Origin of the sequence: Cyclobacterium xiamenense (assembly GCF_042140265.1) — a bacterium.
In the GTDB taxonomy this organism is placed as follows: Bacteria; Bacteroidota; Bacteroidia; order Cytophagales; family Cyclobacteriaceae; genus Cyclobacterium; species Cyclobacterium xiamenense_A.
Genome location: NZ_CP159481.1, coordinates 3,354,122 through 3,377,056, shown reverse-complemented (window position 1 = coordinate 3,377,056; position 22,935 = coordinate 3,354,122). Strand labels below are relative to the sequence as shown.

Genomic DNA, 22,935 nt, shown 5'->3' with positions numbered 1-22,935 from the left:
ATTTATATTTAACATAAGCAAATTAGATTATCTTGCCTGACATGTTGTACCCGGGTTTCTGCGGACCGGAGACAATTGCAAAGCATAGACATCTTTCCAGCTTAATTCCCTATTGAACCTATCTTATAAACCCTGGGGCAACCCTTGTCCCTATCTTATTCCACACCAATCTAACAGATCAAGAATTATGAAAAAATTATTACTTCATTTGAAGAATCGTAGAAACGGTTCTTTCAAAGGATCGGTATTGCTGATGCTACTATTGCTTTTCAGTGGTATCGTCCCGCTAATGGCACAGTCCCGAATTGTCCGGGGTCAGGTGACCGAAAGCTCCGATTCGGAGCCGGTTTTGGGTGCATCGGTGCTTATCAAGGGAACCACCAGAGGAACGGTTACCGACCTGGACGGAAATTTTGAGGTGGAGGTGCCCTCCAACGAGGCCGTTTTGGTTTTCTCCTACATCGGCTTTCAATCGCAGGAAATTCCCGTAGGCAACCAATCCCTTATCAACGTAGTGCTGGAATATTCCTCCGAAGAGCTGAGTGAAGTGGTGGTGACGGCACTGGGCGTAGAGCGGGAGACAAAGGCACTGGGGTATTCGGTACAGGCGGTAGATGGCGACCGATTTACCGAAGCCAGAGAAACAAACGTGGTTAATTCGCTTAGCGGAAGAGTTGCGGGAGTACAGATAACCAATTCCTCCAGTGGCGTGGGCGGATCTTCCCGGGTAACCATCCGGGGGGAGTCTTCACTCAATATCAATGCAAACCAACCGCTTTTCGTAGTCGACGGTGTGCCCATTAGCAATAACATCGTAGGCTCCTCCGGATCAGGAAACCAGGAAGTTGACTATGGCAATCCGGCCGGTGAGATAAATCCGGATGATATCGCTTCCATGAGTATTTTGAAGGGTCCGGCGGCCGCTGCTTTATACGGCTCCCGTGCGGCAAATGGCGCGATTCTCATTACCACCAAATCCGGTAAAAACAGACGTGGGTTGGGTGTAAGCATCAATTCCAACACTACCTTCGATACACCCTTACGGTTGCCTGATTGGCAGGACAAGTACGGGCAGGGCAACAATGGCTTGTTCACATTTGTAAACGGCGCAGGAGCTGGTATTGCGGACGGAGTCGACGAGAGTTGGGGGCCGCTTTTAGACCAAGGTACGTTGATTCCTCAGTTTGATTCGCCAAGGGATGTTGCTGGATTTAGAGGGGGTGATTTGAATGCCCCGGCCAATAGCACCATTACCCCCACACCCTGGGTTTCTCAACCGAATAACATCAATGATTTTTTCCAGACCGGACGAACGCTGTCCAATAACGTATCTATCGCCTCTGGAAACGAGCGCTCTAATTTTCGATTTTCCTGGACCAATCTGGATCAAAAAGGTACCATTCCAAACACGGACCTGAAAAGGAATACCCTGGCATTCAATGGAATGACCCAGATCACCGATCGGCTCTCCGTTACGACCGCCATAAACTATCAGAATTCAGTAAGTGGAAATAGGCCTAGCATCAGCTATGGTACGGAAAGTCTCATGTACTTATGGATTTGGTACGGTAGGCAGATCAATACCCACAACCTCCGAGATTATTGGATGCCGGGATTGGAAGGCAGGCAACAGTTTAACTACAATTACAACTATCACGATAACCCGTATTTTAACGTGTACGAAAATACGAACGGACAATCCAAGGACCGGATTTTTGGAAACGTGATGGTTAACTATAAATTTACTGACAAGCTCAATTTGATGGTGCGTACGGGTCTCGATTTGTACAACGACCTGCGCGATCGTAAGCGGGCCTTCAGCACCCAGCGTTTCCCGTTTGGAAGCTATCGGGAAGATGCTGTTTTCTTTAGTGAGCGTAATACGGATTTTTTGCTGACCTATTCCGAGACGGAAAAGCCGAACTGGTCCTATACCGTATCGTTGGGAGGAAACCAGATGATCCAGGAAAATCGGTTTACCCGCACCATGGCGCCTCAGCTATTGATTCCGGAAATCTATAATTTCACCAATACAGCGGTAAACTTGCAAGTGGACCACATGGTTTCTGAGAAGCGAATCAATTCTTTGTATGGCTTCGGGCAAATCGGTTACAAAAACATCCTTTTCCTCGATATCACCGGAAGAAACGATTGGTCCAGTACCTTGCCGGTTTCGAACAACAGTTATTTCTACCCTTCTGCCACCATGAGTGCCGTTATTTCGGACATGGTTGCGTTGCCTGATTTCTTCTCATTCTTCAAAGTCCGGGCCGCGTACGCAGAAGTTGGAAACGATACCAATCCATACAGTCTGACCAACGTGTTTAATCCAGCCGTAGCATGGGGGTCCATACAGAGTAAAACCGAATCCAATCGACTTGCCAATGCAGACCTGAAACCTGAGCGGACCGGATCGGTGGAGTTTGGTACCGATATCCGCTTGCTTAAGGGCAGATTGGGTTTGGATTTCACGTATTATGACAACCGTACCCGTAATCAGATTATCCCAATTGAATTGGATATAGCCACCGGATATGCGAGTCGGATTATCAATGCTGGTGAGATCCAAAATAACGGAATTGAAATCGTCCTCTCCGGTAGTCCTTTGCAGAACGTTAACGGATTGAATTGGAACGTCATGGCGAATTTTACCCGAAATCGCAGCCGGGTACTCGAATTAACCGATGATCTGGACTCCTATTCCATGGTAGGGAGAAATGGTGCCACCATACAGGCCCGTATTGGCGAGCGAATGGGTAATATCTACGGAAGGGGATTTGACCGGGTGGATGATCCTAACAGCCCGTATTTTGGACAAATCATACACAATACCTCCGGTACCCCACTTACTTCGCCCGAACTCGTGCTTCAAGGGAATTACAATCCCGATTGGATGCTTGGGATACAAAATAGCTTCAACTACAAGAAATTTACCTTCGGATTCCTGTTCGACATCCGCTATGGTGGCATTGTGGTTTCCCGAACCAAGACCATTGGAAGTACCGCAGGGCAGTTGGAAGAGACCTTACTTGGGCGGGAAAATGGCTATGACCTGTCCATGGATGGGAATGGAATAATCAGCCCGGGAGTGATTCGGAATACCGATGGAAGTTTCGTACCCAACGACCGGAAAATCAGTTCCAGGGACTGGCACAACCGATATTACGAGCGTAGCAATGTGGAAGCTGCTAAATACGATGCATCTTTTGTTAAGCTACGTGAGGTCACGCTTGGCTACACCATTCCAGGGTCATCCATGGGCAAGTTGCCGTTTCAGGAAGCCCGCCTTTCTCTGGTAGCAAGAAATCTGGCTCTTTGGACGGAGAACCCACATTTCGATCCGGAAACAATGGCCATGAGCGGGGGTACACTTATTCCAGGAGTGGAAGACATGGCTTTTCCTTCTTCCAGAAGCGTCGGATTTAACATCAACCTTAAGTTTTAATTTCTCAGAGCAAACGCAGCATGAAATCGAGCATTTCGAACATCGATCGACAGGCCGAAAATGTCACCTGCGGTGGCGATCAGGCTACGGCTGCTTTCCAGCATATTGGTGCTGGATTCACTGTCGATAGGCAAGCGTTTGTTTAAAAAATGAAAATCATATACCTATGAAAGCAATAGTAAAAAATACGTCAAGCGTCTGGTTTCTGTTCCTGCTTTTAGGGCTGTTAACCGGTTGTGACAAAGATTTTGAGGAAGTGAATCAAAATCCTAACAGCCCGGAAACGGTTTCTTCCTCGCTTTTGCTACCAAATATCATTCGCAACGCTTCCAATGAAATCATTGGGAAAGGCTGGGGAATTGGTAATGTGGTCATGCAATACACCGCAAAAATTCAGTTTACCAACGAAGATCGGTATAACTGGGGACCGGAAGGAAATCCCTACAGTGTGTTTTATAACAGCTTGCGGGACGTGAATAACGTGGTATTGTTGTCCACAGAGCAGGGCGAGAATAATTACATCGGCGTAGCATTGGTGATGAAATCGCTCATGTACGCGTTTATGACCGATGCTTACGGAGACCTGCCTTACACGGAGGCAATTGGTGCAAAGGAAGGGATCAATTATCCGAAATTTGATCGGCAAGAAGTGATTTATGAAGGGATTTTGAGCGATTTGGAACGAGCCAACCAGTTGCTCGGAAGTTCTTCCGAGGCGGTGAACGGGGACATTCTTTTTCAAGGAGATATCATGAAATGGAAAAAGTTGGCAAATTCCTTACGTTTACGGGCCCTAATGCGGCTTTCGGATAGAAAAGACCCTTCGGCAGCCATGCAGGCGATTGTGACGAATCCTCAGCAATTCCCCATCTTTGAAGGAAACGAGGACAATGCGGCACTACAGTATTTACAGGATGTACCTAACCAGCACTACCTGTACACCACCCGTTCCGGGTCTTTTGATGAGTACCGGCTCAGTACCACTGTAGAAGGGTATTTAAAAGACCTTGGCGACCCGCGTTTATTTGCCTATTTTCAGCCGACCAATGCCAGCGGTGCGGGAATCATCGGAGATCCGGAGGACTATGCAGGCGTGCCGAATGGACTTGCAGATGAGGACGCGCTTGAGTATTCTCCGAGTGGGGACCCTACGAGAGGAGGTTCAAATTTCATTTCCCGGGTGGGCCTGCTGTTCTCCTGTCTTGCATGTTCGGAATTCGCTTCACCAATTGGCTTTCAAACCATGTTGATGGGGTATTCTGAACTTCAATTCTTACTCGCTGAAGCAAGAGAAAGAGGGTATATTTCCGTAGGTGATGCAGGTACCTATTATGAAAACGGCATCAAAGCGTCTTTTGACTACTACGAAGAGCGCTTACGAATCGCCAATTTAAACGAGTTGGCCGATGCGGTACAGCCGGATGCAAGCTATTTTTCTCAGGCCGACGTAGCTTATGCCGGTAGTCCCGAGGAAAAGCTGGAAAAAATCGGCACTCAAAAGTGGTTAGCACTTTTCTTTGGCGGATTGGAAGGATGGTTCGACTGGAGAAGAACGGGGATTCCTGCCATTCAACCCGGTCCGGCAGCGTACATTGAGACAATTCCGGTCCGATTCATGTATCCTACGGGTGTTCAGGCGCTCAATCGGGAGAATTACCAGCAAGCAGTGGGTGTGCAAGGTGAGGATCGAATTACCACTCGTGTTTGGTGGGATGTAGAGTAATGGAATATAAGCCGGATAGGGAAATGTAGTACTTATCCGGCTTTTTCGTTAACCTATTTGTACGGGCAGGCATGCCTCTCAAAAATAAGCGTATCTAATCATGAACGAAAACGGAAGGGAGTTTTTAAAGAAAGCGGCATTTTTTTCAGGTGGACTGGGCCTCTGGGGCGCGTTGCCCTCATCGATACAAAAAGCAATGGCCATCGATCCGGACCCCGGTACTACCTTCCTCGATGCAGAGCATGTGGTCATTTTGATGCAGGAAAACCGCTCGTTTGACCATTGTTTTGGAAAACTGAAAGGAGTGCGTGGGTTCAATGACCCTCGTGCCCTTCGGCTTCCAAACAAAGATTTGGTTTGGTTACAACGGGATGCGAAAGGACATACCTTTGCGCCTTTCCGCTTGAATATCAAGGACACGAAGGCCACCTGGATGAGTGCGATTCCTCACTCCTGGGAAGATCAGGTGGATGCCCGGAATACGGGTAAGTACGATGGCTGGATCGAAGCCAAGCGTCCCGGAAGAAAGGAGTTTTCGCACGTGCCCATGACCATGGGTTTTTATGATCGGGAAGATATCCCTTTTTACTACGCATTTGCGGACGCATTTACCGTGTGTGACCAGCATTTTTGTGCTTCGCTTACAGGAACGACTACCAATAGAAATTACCTGTGGGCGGGAAAGTCAGTGGGAAATCCGGGAGAAAAGCCGCTGGTAAGAAACGGAGAACACACGTACGGAAAAGAAGTGGATTGGAAAACCTTTCCGGATCGGCTTCAGCAACACGGGATAGATTGGCGGGTTTACCAAAATGAAGTCAGTGTCAATACCCTGTTGGAGGGAGAGGACAAATCCTGGCTGGCTAATTTTACCGACAATAACCTGGAGTGGTTCAAGCAATTCGGCGTCCGGTTTACGCCCGGACATTATGCCTATTTGCAGCAGCAGCAGAAGCATTTACCGGCTGAAATAGCAAGGCTGCAGCAAAAATCACAAGAGGCCATCGGTGCGGAAAAAGACAGCCTTCTGAAGGAAGGGAGGAGCAAAAGAGAACTGCTGCAGTCTATTGAAAAAAGTTTATCCGAGTACAATCCGGAAACATTTGCCCAAAAGCCTGAGGGAGAAAAAGAGCTGCACCGGCGCGCCTTTACGGTAAATCAAGGGGATCCGAATTACCACCGTACCGAAACCCTTGAATACTTGGACGGTACCGAAAAACGTGCCACAAAAATCCCAAAAGGCGATATTTTTTATCAATTCCGAAAGGATGTGGACGCGGGTAAGTTACCGGCGGTTTCCTGGCTGGTGGCACCTCAGAAATTTTCGGACCATCCAAGTGCTCCCTGGTACGGAGCCTGGTACGTGTCCGAAGCCCTGGAGATCTTGACCAAGAACCCCGAGGTTTGGAAAAAGACCATATTCATTCTCAACTACGATGAAAATGACGGGTACTTCGATCACGTTCCCCCCTTTGTACCGCCGAAGCCCGGCGATCCGTCTACTGGTCTGGTTTCCGAGGGTTTGGATGCAACTACCGAATTTGTAACGTTGGAACAGGAGCTAGCGTATCCGGGAATGAAGCCCGAAAACGCAAGGGAAAGCCCGGTCGGTCTGGGCTATCGGGTACCACTGATCGTTGCTTCGCCCTGGAGTAGGGGGGGATGGGTGAATTCTCAAGTCTGCGATATTTCTTCCACCATCCAGTTTCTCGAGAAATTTCTATCGCATAAAACGGGAAAAACCATTCGGGAGGATAACATCAGCTCCTGGAGAAGGGCCGTGTGCGGGGACCTTACTTCTGTTTTCCGACCCTACCACGGTGAGCAAATTCCGTTACCGGATTTTGTGGATTTTGAGAGGCACGTAAAAACCATCCACAGTGCCGGATTCAAGGAATTACCCAATAATTTTAGAGTCCTGGATGAAAATGACATCCGTAAAGCAAACCTGGATCCCCAACAATCCCCCTGGATTCCGACGCAGGAACCCGGTATCAAGCCTTCCAATTCCTTGCCCTATGAACTCTTTGTTGAAGGCAATTTAGATGAAACAGGTGCCAATCTTCGCGTTAAATTTGAGGCTTCGGATCGGCACTTTGGAAAAAAGGCTCTGGGAGCACCCTTTCTCGTCTATGCACCTGGGGGCTATCGCTCAAAAGGACACGGAGAGCAGGAAACCTGCCGCACCTGGTCTTTCGCGGTAAAAGCTGGCGATGAATTGTACTTTGACTGGCCGCTGGAAGATTTTCAAGGGGAGGATTATGAATTGCTGGTATACGGTCCCAACGGGTTATTTCGGTCGATCCGTGGCAAAAAAAGTTCCGGCACACTGAACATTGAAACCTCTACCTTGCGGGACAATCCGGGTGCAGGTTCTGGTGTTTTTCTTGTTGAACTGGAAAATCGGTCTGGAAGAAACATGGCCATCGAAATAGTTGACAATGCTTACGGTCACGGGAAAAAATCCATGCGATTACGTCCAGGTCAAAAAAAACCGGTACGTATTCCCACAGCAGCTAGCTATGGTTGGTACGATTTTTCGGTATTGGAATCGGAGCAATCCGACATTTTTCACCGGTTTTGCGGCCGCCTGGAATTCGGCACAGATAGTTTTTCCGATCCCTTTATGGGCAGAGAGGGACACCTCCGGTCTACTTGAAAAGGACAGGCTATAAAAAAACCACCCAATTTATGGGTGGTTTTTTTATGCATTATTACCTTTTTACTCATGGATTTTTAAGCCGTTCTAAATTTCCGAAAAACGAAGCGATACGAGTAATTTTTCTTTTTTTTCTGAAATTAGGTATGATTTCCTTAATTTAAGCCGCTGATTGATTTTTGGTTGTGTTTTTTGCCTGCCAAAATTAGGGAGATCAAGGGATACCGATGACGTGAAGGCGCGGACGATTTGTTATTGCCTCCGGTTTAGGGGGTATGGGTTAAATGGTTTTGGCAGAAGAGTTTTCCCAAAGGAACTAGGAAGTTGTGAATTCACCCGATCTAATCAGGACAGATACACCCAATAACCTACGAAAGGTATGATTCAGTTTTTAAGTTGTGACTGGGGAACCAGTTCTTTCAGACTTCGATTGGTCCGGGTGGAAGACATGCGGATTATTGGAGAATACCTTTCGGAGATGGGGGTGCAGCAGGCCAACCGTGATTATCTGAACGCAAAGGACAGTTCCGGCAGAACGTTTTTTTACCGGAAACTGATTAAGAAAGCCGTGCGATCGTTGGAAAGCGAATTGCATCTGGATTTGGCCCAAACCATGATCATATGTTCCGGGATGGCCTCCTCTAGTATCGGTATTGATGAGTTGCCCTACGCGGAGCTGCCATTCCCTGTGGATGGAAGTCGGATGAACATTCAATTTTACAGACCCACGGAAGAAATGGATCACCCACTTTTCTTGCTTTCCGGGGTAAAGAGCGAATCCGACGTGATGCGTGGCGAAGAAACACAGCTGATCGGAATCATTTTGCAGCTTAAAAACTTTGACGGTTCCGGGGTATTTGTGTTTCCCGGTACCCACTCCAAGCACATTACGGTCAGTAAGCAGGTGGTGACGGATTTTCAAACCTACATGACGGGCGAGGTTTTTTGGCTGATGTCTCGTTCCAGTATTCTTTCAAAGAGCGTTTCAGAAGGGGAGGAGAACGGCGATGCATCCGAGCTGGCGTTTATAGAAGGGGTGCGCGTTGGGGCAAAAAATAACCTGCTGGGCAGCCTATTTCAGGTGAGGACAAACGATCTGTTTGGAAAATTAGTGCAAAATGATAATTTTCATTTCCTAAGCGGGTTGCTGATCGGAAACGAGCTATGTAATTTAGTGAGGAATGAAAGGCGGCCCGTGTTCCTTTGTGCAGAGGGGCCACTTCATTACTGGTACGCAAAGGCATTGGAAATTTTACGTGTAGAGGCAAAGGTCCTATCACCACAGGAAGTCCGACAGGCGGTGGTTTACGGACAGTTTGAAATAGTTAACGATACCATAAATCATGAAAAGAGCATTTTCCTGGGAAGCTTTTAATAGCGCGCCCATCGTATCCATTTTCAGAAATCTTGCTAGTGACGATTTGTTGCGGGTAGCTACTTGTTTTCAGAAAGCCGGGCTTTCTACCATGGAAATCACCCTAAATTCCGAAAATGCCAAAACCGATATCGGAAGGTTGGTGCAGGAGTTTGGAGAGGTCCTTAACATCGGTGCAGGTACAGTATGTAATCTCAATGCAATGCACGAAGCATTGGATGCCGGAGCTGAATTCATAGTAACGCCCATTTCAGATGTCGATGTGATCAACTTCTGCGTAGCGCAAAAAATTCCGGTATTTCCGGGTGCTTTTACTCCTACGGAAATTTACAAAGCCTGGCAAATGGGAGCTACCATCGTCAAAGTATTTCCCTCGGCTTCGGTGGGGCCAGGTTACATTCGGGATGTATTGGCTCCTTTGAACGAAATTGCCTTGATGCCTACAGGTGGAGTGGACCAAACCAATGTCGCTGCGTATTTTGAGGCAGGTGCCCGTGCGGTAGGTGTTGGGAGCGCGCTGGTTCCAAAGGAGTTTCTAACATCGAAAGACTGGAATGGACTTACCAAACATCTGACTGCTTTTCTGTCTGCCTATCGAATGTATGCGGAAAGAAATCACGCATAATGGAAGTTCCTCTACCCACATCAACCAAAAAACCAACACCGAATCCCTATGGATCAGACCATTTATTTGTTTCTAATCACTTCCTTATCAATACTGCTTTTGCTGGTATTGGTAATGAAGTTAAAAGTTCACGCGTTTATCTCTTTACTTCTCGCAAGCTGTTTCGTTGGTCTGGCAGCGGGAATGCCTTTCCCGGAATTGCTGTCCAGCCTGCAAACAGGCATGGGGAATATCCTGGGATTCATCACCATTGTCGTTGGCCTTGGTGCTATTCTTGGCAAATTACTCGAGGTTTCGGGCGGAGCACAGACCATGGCCCATTTTCTGATTAGAGGATTCGGAGAGAAGCGTACTTCCTGGGCGCTAATGCTTACCGGTTTCATTGTTTCGATTCCAGTTTTTTTGGATGTGGGATTTATTATTCTCATTCCTCTGGTGTATGCACTCGCATACAAAGCCCGAAAATCGCTGCTGCATTTTGCTGTGCCCCTGTTGGCGGGAATGGCCGTTACCCATGCGTTTATCCCACCGACTCCCGGACCGGTTGCAGTTGCTGAAATAATCGCTGCACCATTGGGTTGGATGATTCTATTTGGAGCAGTTGTTGGTTTGCCCTGTGCGATTCTTGCCGGACCTGTGTTTGGCGGCTTTATCTCAAAACGAATTTTTGTTCCGGTACCTTCCCATATTGAGTTTGCGGATACAGAAGAGGCGAAAGCCAGCAAAGCCGATTTTTTTATGATAGCCTTCATTATTGTGCTACCGTTATTTCTGATTCTGATAGCTACTTCTTCGGATATCTTTGTAGATATGGGGTACTTTAACGGAGAGGCGTACTTCATTCAATTGCTACAGTTTTTGGGTCATCCCTTCATTGCGTTGACCATTGCCACACTGGTTGCCTCCTATTTTCTCGGTTTTAAAAAAGGATTTAAGGCAAAGCAGCTGCTGGAGTTTTCGGACAAGGCATTGGCCCCTGCCGGGTTGATCATTGTCATCACCGGTGCGGGAGGTATGTTTAAAGAAATTCTTGTTCAAAGTGGTGCGGGAGAGGCGCTTGCTTCGGTTTTTATTGCCTACAATGTGGCACCAATTGTGATGGCTTACCTGATCGCCGTGGTTATTCGCGTGATTCAAGGATCCGCCACGGTCGCCATGGTGACGGCAGCCGGTATGATCGCCCCCGTATTGACTGGCATGGACTATTCCGATCCCCAAAAAGCGTTGATAGGTATTGCGATAGCTGCAGGCTCCTGTATTCTTTCCCATGTGAATGATAGTGGATTCTGGCTGGTAAAGAAATACCTGGACATATCGGAAAAAGAAACCCTGCAAACCTGGACCGTTTTGGAAACCATTATTTCGGTGACTGGTTTTGTTTTGGTTTTGCTCCTATCTTTGGTCATCCAGTAATGCCCTTTAAAAAAATTGTAACAAACCCGACACAATGAAAATCCACAAAACCCAAAAAGGAATTGTCCTTGAGAAAAACCAGGAGCTTTACGCGCTGAACGATCAAGACTGGGACCGTTTTATCAATGACGATGATTTATATCAGAAACTAACTTACCTATTGGCCGATAAAGAGCCGGGTCCCGAGGCGCACGATTGGATGAATTCAGGTTTGCTGCCACCGGTCGGCAATCAGGAAGTTTGGGCCAGTGGAGTGACCTACTACCGCAGCAAACTCGGGAGACAAGAAGAATCGAAGGATAGCGGAGGAGGTACGTTTTATGAAAAAGTGTACCTGGCAGAACGGCCGGAATTGTTCATGAAATCAACAGGTCCAAGAGTCGTCGGGCACCTACAAAACGTTCGCATCCGAAAGGATTCCACCTGGAACGTGCCCGAACCGGAATTAACGCTGTTGATTTCCGGTTCGGGCAAGATTCTGGGGTATACCATTGGTAACGATATGAGCTCCAGAAGCATTGAGGGTGAGAATCCCTTGTACCTGCCACAGGCGAAGGTATACGACGGAGCCACCTCCCTGGGGCCTTGCATTCTTGTCAGCCCCGAACCGCTGCCAGCGAGTACTACCATTGGTCTGGAAATTATACGCGAAAGCAGCCTTGTTTTTAGTGATTCGATCACCATCGATCAAATCAAGCGAAGCTTTAAGCAATTGGTTGAATTTCTGTACCGGGAATATTCGTTTCCACACGGTGCATTTTTGATGACGGGAACGGGGATCGTCCCGGACCAGTCGTTCACCTTGCATTCGGGAGACAGTATCAAGATTCACATTGAGGGCATAGGAACACTGATCAACGCGGTAGAATAGGGAATAATGCATGGTTACGAATCCGAGTCGCTGCTAAGTACCTACGGCAGCGCTGGTTACAGTGGGTAGTGGCAGCGCGGGGGACATAGGCTGTAGTACCTGCGAAATTTTAACTGGTTTGTTCCTAACCAAGTCAATTATTTTACTTAATTTTGAATCCCATAAGAAGATAAACAAAATATCATTCACGCGTTCTTATGGGTTTGTCAACGAAACACATCTTTATTACCGGAGGGGTTACTTCCTCGCTAGGAAAGGGTATTATTGCGGCATCTTTGGCCAAACTTCTTCAGTCCAGGGGAATCTCGGTAACCATCCAAAAATTTGATCCCTACCTAAATATTGACCCGGGTACCCTAAATCCATACGAACACGGAGAGTGTTACGTGACAGAGGACGGTGCCGAAACCAATTTGGATTTGGGTCATTACGAACGTTTTTTGAATACGGCCACCTCCCAGGATAACAACGTAACCACTGGCCGCATCTACAACAATGTGATTACCAAGGAAAGAAAAGGTGAGTTTTTAGGGAAAACCGTCCAGGTGGTACCTCACATTACCGATGAAATCAAGAATAATTTCTACAAGCTGGGTAAAGACGGTAAATACGATGTAATCATTACCGAAATTGGCGGATGTGTGGGCGATATCGAATCCCTGCCGTTTGTCGAAGCGGTAAGGCAGGCAAGGTGGGATTTGGGTCCCAATAACTTCCTGGTGATTCATTTGACGTTGATTCCTTACTTATCAGCCGCGAAAGAACTGAAGACAAAGCCCACGCAGCATTCGGTAAAACAACTGCTGGAAGCCGGGGTTCAACCGGATATTTTGGTTTGTAGAACCGAACACCACTTGCCGGTGGACGTGAAAAAGAAGATCGCGCTTTTTTGCAACGTGCAGTTGAATTGTGTTATTGAAGCGATGGATGCAGATTCCATCTACGACGTTCCACTGCTAATGAAAAAAGAGCGCCTGGATGAGCGGGTACTTAGCAAGTTGAAGATTTCTCCAAAGACAAATACCGAGTTGGAGCAATGGAAAGATTTTTTGGGCAAACTGAAAAATCCCACCATGGAGGTAGACATTGCCCTGATCGGCAAATACGTTTCCCTTCCAGATGCCTATAAATCGATCATTGAGTCGTTCATACATGCCGGTACCTCCTTGGAATGTAAGGTGAACCTTCATTTGATTTCTTCCGAGGAAGTAAACAAAGACAATGTCGTGAAGAAGCTAAAGGACATGGATGGAGTACTTGTCGCCCCCGGTTTTGGTATTCGGGGTTTGGACGGAAAGCTCGAAGCGGCTAAATTTGCGCGGGAAAACGAGGTCCCTTATTTCGGAATTTGCCTCGGCATGCAGATTGCCGTCATTGAATTTGCCAGGAACGTGTTGGGATTGTCGGATGCCTCGTCCACGGAAATTAATCCCGATTGCAAGGATCCGGTGATCTTTCTGATGGAGGAGCAAAAAGACATCACCCAAATGGGCGGGACCATGCGATTGGGAGCCTATCCTTGCGAATTGGTAAAGGGAACCAAAGCAATAGCTGCCTACGGCAAACAAAAGGTAACCGAACGTCATCGGCATCGGTACGAGTTTAATAACAAGTACCTGAAGGAATTTGAAAAGCATGGAATGATCGCCTCTGGAAAAAATCCGGACAAAGGGCTGGTAGAAATCATCGAGCTAAAAGAGCATCCCTGGTTTGTAGGCACCCAGTTTCACCCGGAATACAAAAGCACTGTTTTGAACCCCCATCCGTTGTTTGTTCGATTTATTAAAGCAGTAGGGGAAAAGAAACAAAACAAGTCTTAACTGAACATCGCATTGGACAACAGATTGGATGAATCTGTTACATAAACGACTATAACATGGATAAAAATCAAGCGACTGGACTTATTCTTTTCGCAGCGGTAATATTGGTCTATTCGCTGTTTTTTGCCAGCGAACCCGAACCGATTATCGAGCCGCAGACCGACTCTGCTACTCAATTGCAATCGAAGACCTCGGATGATGAACCGGAACAATTCGGGGAAGGCGCCCAAAATGACAGCCTCAACGACCTTTCCAATCAGAAAAAATACGGCAATTTCTCTAGCCTGGTAAAGGGGGAGGAACAGGTATTTACGCTGGAAAACGAAGACCTGAAGGTTACGTTTTCCAATAAAGGCGGAGAGATCCAAACGGTGGAAGTAAAGGGATTCAAGACCTACGATCAACAGGCTCTTATCCTTTTCGACAGGGAATTTGGTGACCTGGAATACGAGATCAATGCTCGGGAAGGGAAAATCGGCCTGAACGACTTGTACTTCCAGGGAAGCCAGTCGACGTCCGGTACGGATGAAGATCGGATGCATCAATTGGTATTTACAGCCAATGTCGGAGGAGGTAGTCTGAAACGAAGCTACCGACTACCTGCCACCGGTTACCAGCTAGCCCATACCCTGGAAACCGATGGATTGGAAACTCTGGTATCGGATGAAATCGCTACAGTGAATTGGAAAGCTGATCTGCCGGTTTTAGAAGAAGACATGCTGGAATCCCGCCGGAAGACGTATATGAATTTCTATACAACCGGCGAAGATTACGATTATTTAACAACCGGAGATTCCGAAGATGCTCAGCAGATCGGTGAGCCATTGAAGTGGGTCGCATTCAAGCAGCGGTTCTTTACAGCCGGAATCGTCGCCAATCAACAGTTTCTGGACGGAAATTTGGCCCAGGAGACGCCGCTTGATGCCTCTTCTGTCAAACGTATGTATGCCACCCTACGTCTCCCCATGAATCAGGAGGTGAGTTATTATTTTGGCCCAAATAATTACAAGATCTTAAAGCAGGTTACCCCTGAATTTGATAAAAACGTCGATATGGGTTACGTTTTTGTCAGCTGGGTAAATAAGTACATCATTGTAAACCTGTTTCATTGGTTGGAAAACTTTTTTGACAACTATGGAGTAATCATTATTTTGATCGTTTTCATTATTAAGTTGTTTTTGCTGCCGCTGACCTATAAATCCTATATCGGGATGGCAAAGATGCGGGTGATCAAACCCGAGATCGATGAGTTGAAGGAGAAATACGGAGACGATCAGACAAAAATGCAACAAGAGCAAATGAAGCTGTTCGGGCAATTGGGTGTCAGCCCGATATCCGGTTGCTTGCCTATGGTTTTGCAGATGCCTTTTCTACTGGCCATGTTCTTTTTCTTTCCCAATTCGATTGAGTTGAGGCAGGAATCATTCCTATGGGCCCATGACTTGTCTACCTATGATTCGATTGTAAACCTGCCGTTTACGATTCCCTTTTATGGATCTCATGTCAGCTTGTTTACGCTGCTGATGACCTTATCGCAGATCGCCTATACCCACTTCAATAATCAACTCACTACCGCTCAGGGCCCGATGAAAAACATAGGATACATCATGCCGGTAGTTTTTATGTTTGTGCTGAACTCCTTTCCGGCCGCTTTGAGTTTTTATTACTTTGTATCAAACATGGTGACCTTCGGCCAGCAGGCCTTGATCAAGCAATTTGTAGACGATGCGAAGATTCGCCAGAAAGTCGAGGAGAGCAAAGCGAAGAATGCCAATAAGAAAAAATCCAAATTTCAGCAACGGATTGAGCAGGCCATGAAGGCTGCGGAAAGTAAAAAAGCGGAACCTGCCAAAAAGAAAGGTCGGCAAAAATAACCGTTAGCGTATTAATGAGAAAAAGGCATGGAGGGATTTCATGCCTTTTTTTTGCTTCCGGGATTCAGAGAAAAGCCTAAGAAACCTTATGGACCGATGCTAGCTTATTGATATCCAGAAAAGTGAGAGTTTTCCACCAAACCATGTGGATAAGTACCTGAGGGTAGTTCCGATTAAAATGATATATTTGTAATTATCAGGATTCGAAAAATCAAAAATCAATGATTGAATTAACGTATTTTGGTCATTCTACCTTCTTGATGGGAGTTAACGGAAAAAAAATCCTGTTTGACCCGTTTATTTCTCCCAACTCGCTTGCCAAAGAGGTGGTCATTGACGAAATACGTCCGGATTACCTCCTCGTGAGCCACGGGCATGAGGACCATGTGGCAGACGTTCAGCGAATTGCGGAAAACTGTGGAGCCATGCTCATCTCCAATTTTGAAATCGTATCCTGGTTTCAGGAAAAAGGGCTTCGTCAGGTTCATCCAATGAATCACGGGGGATCGGCTGTTTTCGACTTCGGACGGGTAAAGTACGTAAATGCCATACACAGCAGCACCATGCCGGATGGCTCCAGCGGGGGTAATCCCGGCGGCTTTGTCGTCGATTCGGACGCCGGGACGTTCTATTACGCGGGGGATACCGCTCTGACCTACGACATGAAATTAATTGCAGATTCTTTTGCCATTGATTTTGCTGTGTTGCCTATAGGGGATAACTTTACGATGGACATACACGATGCCATCAAGGCAGCCGATTTTGTGGGTACGGAGACGATAGTCGCCATGCATTACGACACGTTTCCTTACATTGTCATAGACAAGGAAGCCGTGCAACAAATCGCCCTGAATGCGGGTAAAAAACTGATCATGCTTCAAATAGGAGAACGTATCACGCTTTAAGAAATAATGGGAAAAGTAATCGCTATTGCCAACCAAAAAGGAGGAGTGGGTAAGACCACGACGGCCATGAATCTAGCAGCTAGCCTGGCTGTTTTGGAATACAAAACACTCGTGATCGATGCAGACCCGCAAGCCAATACCACTTCGGGATTGGGTTTCGACCCAAAATCGATAGAGACCAGTATTTACGAGTGCATGGTCAATGAGAATGAGATAGAGGACATTATTATTACAACAGAAATTGACAATTTGGACCTGGTTCCGTCGCATATTGACTTGGTAGGTGCAGAAGTCGAGATGGTAAACCTGGAAAACCGGGAAGAAAAAATGCGAGCCGTCATTCAGGGAATCCGGGATAAATACGATTTCATCATCATTGATTGTTCTCCCTCGCTCGGATTGATCACCATTAATGCATTGACGGCTGCCAATTCGGTAATTATTCCCGTTCAGTGTGAGTATTTTGCCCTGGAAGGTCTGGGTAAATTGTTGAACACAATAAAAATCATTCAAACCAGGCTCAATCAGGACCTCGAGATCGAAGGGATTTTACTGACCATGTACGATGTACGGCTTCGACTTTCCAACCAGGTTGTGGAAGAGGTACAAATGCATTTTAAAAACATGACGTTTGAAACCATTATCCCCCGAAATGTAAAGTTAAGTGAGTCGCCCAGTTTCGGTATGCCGGTCGTTGCCTTTGACGCGACTGGAAAAGGAGCCGTGGCTTATTTGAATCTTGCCAATGAAATTGCCACCAAAAATGGAATGGCCAAGGTAAATTGATTAGTTAACACAAAATGGCAGTAAGCAAAACGAATAAAAAGAGAGGTGCCCTGGGAAAAGGATTGGGAGCTTTGCTACAGGATTCTCCCCAAAAAGGCAAAGGAGAGGAAAATGTAGCCCATCCGATTGCGGGTATTTTTGAGATAGGCCTGGAGGAAATTCAGGTAAACCCTTTTCAGCCCAGAACGCATTTTGATAAAACGGCTCTTGAGGAGTTGGCGGAGTCCATTCGCGTGCAGGGTATTATACAACCGATCACGGTACGCAAATTATCCGAGGGGGAGTACCAGTTGATATCCGGCGAAAGAAGGTATCAGGCTTCCAAAATTGCAGGGCTGGAAAAAATTCCCGCCTATGTTCGTCTGGCGAATGACCAGCAAATGCTAGAAATGGCGCTGATTGAAAACATACAGCGCGAAAACTTAAATGCACTTGAAATTGCTCATTCTTACCAGCGTTTGCTTTCGGAATGCGATTTAAAGCAGGAGCAATTGGGTGACCGGGTAGGAAAAAACCGAACCACGGTAAACAACTACCTGCGCCTGCTGAAGTTGCCACCGGACATTCAGGCAGGGATTCGTGATCAAAAGATCAGCATGGGGCATGCAAGAGCGCTGATCAATATCGAGGACGTAGACAAGCAGCTGGCCATTTTTAAGCGAATGGTGAACGAGGAATTAAGCGTGAGGAAAGTCGAAGCCTTGGTGAAGGAACTGAACGAGGGCCGTGAAAGGAAAGACATACCCGCTGCTTCTAAACTGGACCCGGCAAAAAAATACGAAATCAATAAATTACAGCAAAAGCTGGCTTCCCATTTTGGAACCAAGGTTTCCTTGAAAGCTGACCAGAAAGATAAAGGGGAAATAAAAATACCTTTTCATTCTACCAGCGATCTGAACAGAATATTGGAAATTCTTGATTTGATCTGAGTGAAATGGTCGTTACATTTCGTAAGTGAAGGTATTCGTGTCGGGTATTTTTTTACTTGTTGCATGCTGTTGTGCTGTTTGTGTGCGATGCAACGGGGACTGGCTCAGGAGCAAGGCCAGGTAACGATAATTGAAACGGACACCCTTCCTAAGCCGGCATCACAAAATGTTAAAAATCCTAAAAAAGCAGTACTTTTATCGCTTATTGTGCCCGGCGCGGGACAGGTATATAATGAAAAAGTCTGGAAATTGCCGTTACTTTACGGGGGCGTAGCTACTGCTGTGTATTTTCTGGAATTTAATAACCGAAGGTACCAGGAGTTCTTGATCGCGTTGGAGATTGTTAGGGAGGGTGTGGAGCCCAGTCCTTTTCCCAACCTAAACGAGGATGGGATTATCAGGAATGTCAACTACTGGCGACGAAACAGAGATGCCATGTACATGGTTTTTGGTGCCATTTATGCATTGGGTGCGGTGGACGCCTTTGTGGATGCCCACTTGTCCAGTTTCGATGTCAGCGATGATTTAAGTTTAAGACTGGAACCTTCCGTGCAGCCAACCCTGGCGAGCAGCAGTGCGATAGGGATAGCCATAAAAATAAATTTCTAATATGAACATATTGATTTTGGGGTACGGCAAAATGGGGAAAATCATTTCCCAGATAGCCGAAGAAAGAGGCCACCGAATAGTAGCAAAGATAAACATTGACAACCTTTCGGACCTTGCCCGTATCGATGCTGCGGAAGTAGATGTTGCCATCGAATTCAGCCAGCCCGAATCAGCTGTAGAAAACATTACCTGGTGTCTGGAGCGACACGTGCCGGTAGTGGTTGGCACGACGGGTTGGATGAATCAGAAAGCGGAGGTGGAAAACTCCTGCAAAGCGAAGGGTGGCACGGTCTTTTATGCCTCAAATTTTAGCATTGGGGTCAATCTCTTTTTTAAGGTAAATGCGTTCCTCGCCCGACTAATGAACGAGCAAGAGGCCTATCGGGCAACCATTGAGGAGATTCACCACACAGAAAAAAAGGACGCCCCGAGTGGAACTGCCATTACGCTGGCCGAAGGGCTTATCGGGAATCATCAGCGGTATCACGCCTGGCAGTTACAAGGAGAGGAGCCCGTTTCCTCCGATGCTTTGCCCATTACTTCCAAACGCATTGACCCCGCGCCTGGCACCCATACGGTCAGGTACACCTCCGCTATAGACGATATCAGTATCCGACATACGGCACATAGCCGGGAAGGCTTCGCGCTGGGAGCCGTGCGTGTGGCCGAATGGCTACCGGGCAAGAAGGGCATGTTATCCATGAACGACTTTTTGAAATTTTAACACTACTATAAAATGAGTCAACAAAAAAAGAATAAATCGGCCGTAAGAGAATGGGTGGACGCCTTGCTATTTGCGGTCATAGCGGCCAGTCTTATCCGATGGCTTCTGTTGGAGCCTTTTACCATCCCAACGGCATCCATGGAGAAATCGCTTCTTGTAGGGGATTTTCTATTTGTGAGCAAGATGCACTACGGTACCCGGGTCCCCAAGACTATTCTGCAGGTCCCGTTAACCCACCAGAAAATATGGGGAACGGAAATCCCTTCCTACTCGGAAGCCATACAGCTTCCCTATTACCGCCTGCCCGGTTTCACTTCCATCGAGCGAAACGATGTAGTGGTTTTCAACTATCCGGAAGAATTTCAATACCCGGTAGATTTAAAAACGAATTACATCAAGCGGGCGGTGGGTATGCCTGGGGATGTCATTGAAATCCGGGAGGCCAGACTGTTTGTAAACGGGGAAACCGCCGCCATGCCCGAAGAGATGCAGTTTTCCTACGACCTGACAACAAACCGCCCCCTGAATGCAGATTTTTTTGATCGGTACGGTATCAACCCGGACAGCTATTTCCCATTTTCCGATAATTCGGGATACTTTATATTTGCAACCGAAGAAATGGTCCGTGAGCTGGAAGCATCGCCGGCGGTGGCCTCTGTGAAAAAGCGCGTGAGCAAGCCAGGACAAGGAGATCCCAATATATTTCCCGATGGGGCGTATTATGGATGGAATAAAGATAATTTTGGCCCCTTGGAAATACCGGCAAAAGGAACCACCATTCCCCTGACGGAAGACAATGTGCGTCGGTATTCCTATACGATCGAAAAGTTTGAAGGATTGGACAACGTGCAGATTGACGGAAACGAATTGTTTATTGACGGCCAAAAACAAGATACCTATACCTTCAATCAAAATTATTATTTCATGATGGGTGATAACCGCCACGATTCGCTGGATTCCCGGTTCTGGGGCTTCGTCCCCGAGGACCATGTCGTCGGTAAGGCCTGGTTTTTATGGTTATCACTGGAAAAGCATAAATCCATGTTTAATAAGATTCGATGGAATCGGTTCTTCAAATCAATTGATTGATAAGGGTAACGTTGGTAAGAAAAGGCAGGCTCGTAGGGCCGGGCCTTTTTTTACCAATGGATGGGCGCCTCGCCCCTTTTTTTAAGGTATTCGTTCGCTTTGCTGAAATGTCGGCAACCCAAAAATCCCCTGTGGGCAGAAAGCGGACTTGGATGGGGGGCATATAGCTTGAGGTGGCGTCCATCCGGTATGATTTGCCCTTTTTTCTGTGCATAGGCGCCCCAGAGCATGAATACCAACCCCTCTCGTTCTTCGGCTAGCCGCGCCACTACTTGATCGGTGAACTGCTCCCAGCCTTTTTTTTGGTGACTTCCGGCCTTATTGGCTGCCACCGTTAGGGTTGCATTGAGCAGCAATACGCCTTGTTTCGCCCATTTCTCCAAATTACCATGGGGCGGAAAGGGAAGTCCCAAATCGCTCTTCAGTTCTTTAAAAATATTTACCAGAGAAGGAGGAAAGGGAATTCCCTCTTGTACCGAAAAAGAGAGACCATGCGCCTGTCCCGGCCCGTGGTAGGGGTCTTGTCCCAGGATGACCACTCTGGTTTGCGGAACCGGGCATAAAGTAAAGGCATTGAAAATATGGGATCCTTTTGGATAAACCGTTTTGCTTTGGTATTCCTGCTTAACGAACGCAGCAAGGGATGCGAAATAAGCCTTGGAAAACTCGTCCCGAAGCAATTCTTTCCAACTATTTTCTATTTTGACCTCCATTAATAAAATTTCTATTGGTATATTTGTTTTGACAAGCCAAATTTCGAATAAGTTTTCGTAATAAAAAACACATGGTGACGGCGATTACAGAGGGTATAAAAGTAAGCGTGGAAGCGAGATACCAAAAGGAATTTTCCAATCCCGGACAGCACCACCATGTCTTTACCTACAAAGTAACCATAGAAAACCACAGTCCCTTTACCATTCAGCTACTTAAAAGGCGCTGGGAGATATTTGATGCAGCATCTACCTTGAAAGTTGTCGAGGGAGACGGAGTCGTCGGACAGCAGCCGGTGTTGGAACCGGGTGGACGTCATTCCTACATGTCTGGATGCAATTTAAAATCAGGCATGGGAAAGATGAGAGGGAAATACATCATGGAAAAACTGAAAGACGGGAAACTTCTGACCGTGACCATTCCCGAATTTCAACTAATCGCCAACCTGTTTGATAATTGAGTGAATGGTTTGGTTTTTCAGTTGTGGGAATACCTGCTGTATTTTTTAAAAAAGGAGAACGAACACAGCATACACTCGCCTTACTATTTTCAATGCTACTGCGGCTTGCAGGCGTACCTTAAAACAAATAGGGGAGGTAATCGCGAACTGGAGGACCTTCGAAAATCGTTCGCAGGACAGAAGACGCTCATACAAAGCAGGGATTATGGCGCGGGCTCTCGCTGGACAAGTGGCAGCGAAAAAATGATTTCCACGATTGCCAGGCGCGTCGTCTCTCCTTTACGTAACTCACTGATTTACGCGTATTTTTGCCAACAGACGGAGGCAAGGCAGGTATTGGATTTGGGCACCTCTCTGGGCATCAATACAGGCTATCTGCGGGAGCAGGTACAAGGAATGCTGTATTCCTTTGAAGGTGACCCCAGTTTGTTGAAACTGGCCAAGGTCTATTTAGGAAAGTTTTTTAATGTGCAGCTGGTTCCTGGCAATCTGGACGAATCTTTGCAGACGGTAGTGAATCAATTGGATCGAATAGATTTTGTTCTCATGGATGCCAACCACCGGTTTGGCCCCACCCTTGGCTATTTTCGCACGATATATCCAAAATTGCACGAGCGGAGTATCGTGGTGGTAGCGGACATTCATTGGTCGCGTGAAATGAAGCAGGCCTGGGAGCAGTTGAAAGCCTGGCCGGGGGTCACCGGAAGTATCGATTTCTTTGATTGTGGCATTCTCTTCTTTCGACCTTCCCCCAACCAGACACACTTGGTACTGGAGGTATAAATCAGATTTTTATCTGTGTTGTATTTTGAGGATGATTGACAATTTTTAAATTTGCTTGCAAAGTGTTCCGCTGCTTTCGGTTCAGGGTTCGGTTGCCCAAAAACCTGGTCTGATAATTGAGGAGGATTAGGGGC

At 46.9% G+C, this 22,935-nt stretch carries 18 protein-coding genes; 17 read left to right on the top strand and 1 reads right to left on the bottom strand.

What is annotated here, in order from left to right; translation table 11 throughout:
* The first annotated feature begins 187 nt into the window (after positions 1 to 187).
* The 15 genes from ABWH99_RS13860 (at position 188) to lepB (ending at position 20,847) form a co-directional block, all read left to right on the top strand.
* Positions 188 to 3,445, top strand: coding sequence for a SusC/RagA family TonB-linked outer membrane protein (locus ABWH99_RS13860; protein WP_375582443.1), 3,258 nt, complete (start codon positions 188 to 190; stop codon positions 3,443 to 3,445).
* 166 nt (positions 3,446 to 3,611) lie between these two features.
* Positions 3,612 to 5,168 carry a SusD/RagB family nutrient-binding outer membrane lipoprotein gene (locus ABWH99_RS13855; RefSeq protein ID WP_375582442.1) on the top strand — a complete coding sequence of 519 codons (1,557 nt, stop codon included), beginning with the start codon at positions 3,612 to 3,614 and terminating at the stop codon, positions 5,166 to 5,168.
* 100 nt (positions 5,169 to 5,268) lie between these two features.
* On the top strand, positions 5,269 to 7,827 hold the full coding sequence (locus tag ABWH99_RS13850; RefSeq protein ID WP_375582441.1) for a phosphocholine-specific phospholipase C: 2,559 nt from the start codon (positions 5,269 to 5,271) through the stop codon (positions 7,825 to 7,827).
* Between the two features lie 379 nt (positions 7,828 to 8,206).
* Entirely contained in the window at positions 8,207 to 9,202 is a 996-nt protein-coding gene (locus tag ABWH99_RS13845) for a 2-dehydro-3-deoxygalactonokinase (RefSeq protein WP_375582440.1), read from the top strand.
* Positions 9,171 to 9,827 carry a bifunctional 4-hydroxy-2-oxoglutarate aldolase/2-dehydro-3-deoxy-phosphogluconate aldolase gene (locus ABWH99_RS13840; RefSeq protein WP_375582439.1) on the top strand — a complete coding sequence of 219 codons (657 nt, stop codon included), beginning with the start codon at positions 9,171 to 9,173 and terminating at the stop codon, positions 9,825 to 9,827. Before ABWH99_RS13845 ends, ABWH99_RS13840 begins: the two co-directional genes overlap by 32 nt.
* Positions 9,828 to 9,875: 48 nt before the next feature.
* On the top strand, positions 9,876 to 11,240 hold the full coding sequence (locus ABWH99_RS13835; RefSeq protein WP_375582438.1) for a GntP family permease: 1,365 nt from the start codon (positions 9,876 to 9,878) through the stop codon (positions 11,238 to 11,240).
* Between the two features lie 34 nt (positions 11,241 to 11,274).
* The gene (locus tag ABWH99_RS13830) at positions 11,275 to 12,111 is read left to right on the top strand and encodes a fumarylacetoacetate hydrolase family protein (RefSeq protein ID WP_375582437.1); all 837 of its coding nucleotides are present in this window, start codon (positions 11,275 to 11,277) and stop codon (positions 12,109 to 12,111) included.
* A gap of 197 nt (positions 12,112 to 12,308) precedes the next feature.
* Positions 12,309 to 13,931 carry a CTP synthase gene (locus tag ABWH99_RS13825; protein WP_375582436.1) on the top strand — a complete coding sequence of 541 codons (1,623 nt, stop codon included), beginning with the start codon at positions 12,309 to 12,311 and terminating at the stop codon, positions 13,929 to 13,931.
* Positions 13,932 to 13,987: 56 nt separating this feature from the next.
* Entirely contained in the window at positions 13,988 to 15,805 is a 1,818-nt protein-coding gene (gene yidC, locus ABWH99_RS13820; protein ID WP_375582435.1) for a membrane protein insertase YidC, read from the top strand.
* A gap of 221 nt (positions 15,806 to 16,026) precedes the next feature.
* Entirely contained in the window at positions 16,027 to 16,710 is a 684-nt protein-coding gene (locus ABWH99_RS13815) for a metal-dependent hydrolase (RefSeq protein ID WP_375582434.1), read from the top strand.
* A gap of 6 nt (positions 16,711 to 16,716) precedes the next feature.
* The gene (locus ABWH99_RS13810) at positions 16,717 to 17,496 is read left to right on the top strand and encodes a ParA family protein (RefSeq protein WP_375582433.1); all 780 of its coding nucleotides are present in this window, start codon (positions 16,717 to 16,719) and stop codon (positions 17,494 to 17,496) included.
* A 14-nt stretch (positions 17,497 to 17,510) separates the two neighbouring features.
* Complete coding sequence (locus ABWH99_RS13805) at positions 17,511 to 18,425, top strand: ParB/RepB/Spo0J family partition protein (RefSeq protein ID WP_375582432.1); 915 nt, start codon at positions 17,511 to 17,513, stop codon at positions 18,423 to 18,425.
* Positions 18,426 to 18,488: 63 nt separating this feature from the next.
* Positions 18,489 to 19,034, top strand: coding sequence for a DUF5683 domain-containing protein (locus ABWH99_RS13800; RefSeq protein WP_375586579.1), 546 nt, complete (start codon positions 18,489 to 18,491; stop codon positions 19,032 to 19,034).
* A gap of 1 nt (position 19,035) precedes the next feature.
* Positions 19,036 to 19,758: a 4-hydroxy-tetrahydrodipicolinate reductase gene (gene dapB, locus ABWH99_RS13795; protein ID WP_375582431.1), complete on the top strand. Its 723-nt coding sequence runs from the start codon at positions 19,036 to 19,038 to the stop codon at positions 19,756 to 19,758.
* Between the two features lie 12 nt (positions 19,759 to 19,770).
* Positions 19,771 to 20,847, top strand: a complete 1,077-nt coding sequence (gene lepB / locus ABWH99_RS13790; protein ID WP_375582430.1) for a signal peptidase I — start codon at positions 19,771 to 19,773, stop codon at positions 20,845 to 20,847.
* Positions 20,848 to 20,897: 50 nt separating this feature from the next.
* Here the strand turns inward: lepB and ung are convergent, their stop codons facing one another.
* On the bottom strand, positions 20,898 to 21,560 hold the full coding sequence (ung, locus tag ABWH99_RS13785; protein WP_375582429.1) for a uracil-DNA glycosylase: 663 nt from the start codon (positions 21,558 to 21,560) through the stop codon (positions 20,898 to 20,900).
* Positions 21,561 to 21,631: 71 nt separating this feature from the next.
* Between ung and apaG the strand changes: the two genes are divergently transcribed.
* Together apaG and ABWH99_RS13775 are read left to right on the top strand one after the other, a co-directional pair.
* A complete protein-coding gene (apaG, locus tag ABWH99_RS13780; protein WP_375582428.1) occupies positions 21,632 to 22,018 on the top strand; it encodes a Co2+/Mg2+ efflux protein ApaG in 387 nt (128 codons plus the stop codon).
* Complete coding sequence (locus tag ABWH99_RS13775) at positions 22,019 to 22,801, top strand: O-methyltransferase (protein ID WP_375582427.1); 783 nt, start codon at positions 22,019 to 22,021, stop codon at positions 22,799 to 22,801.
* Positions 22,802 to 22,935: the final 134 nt, after the last annotated feature.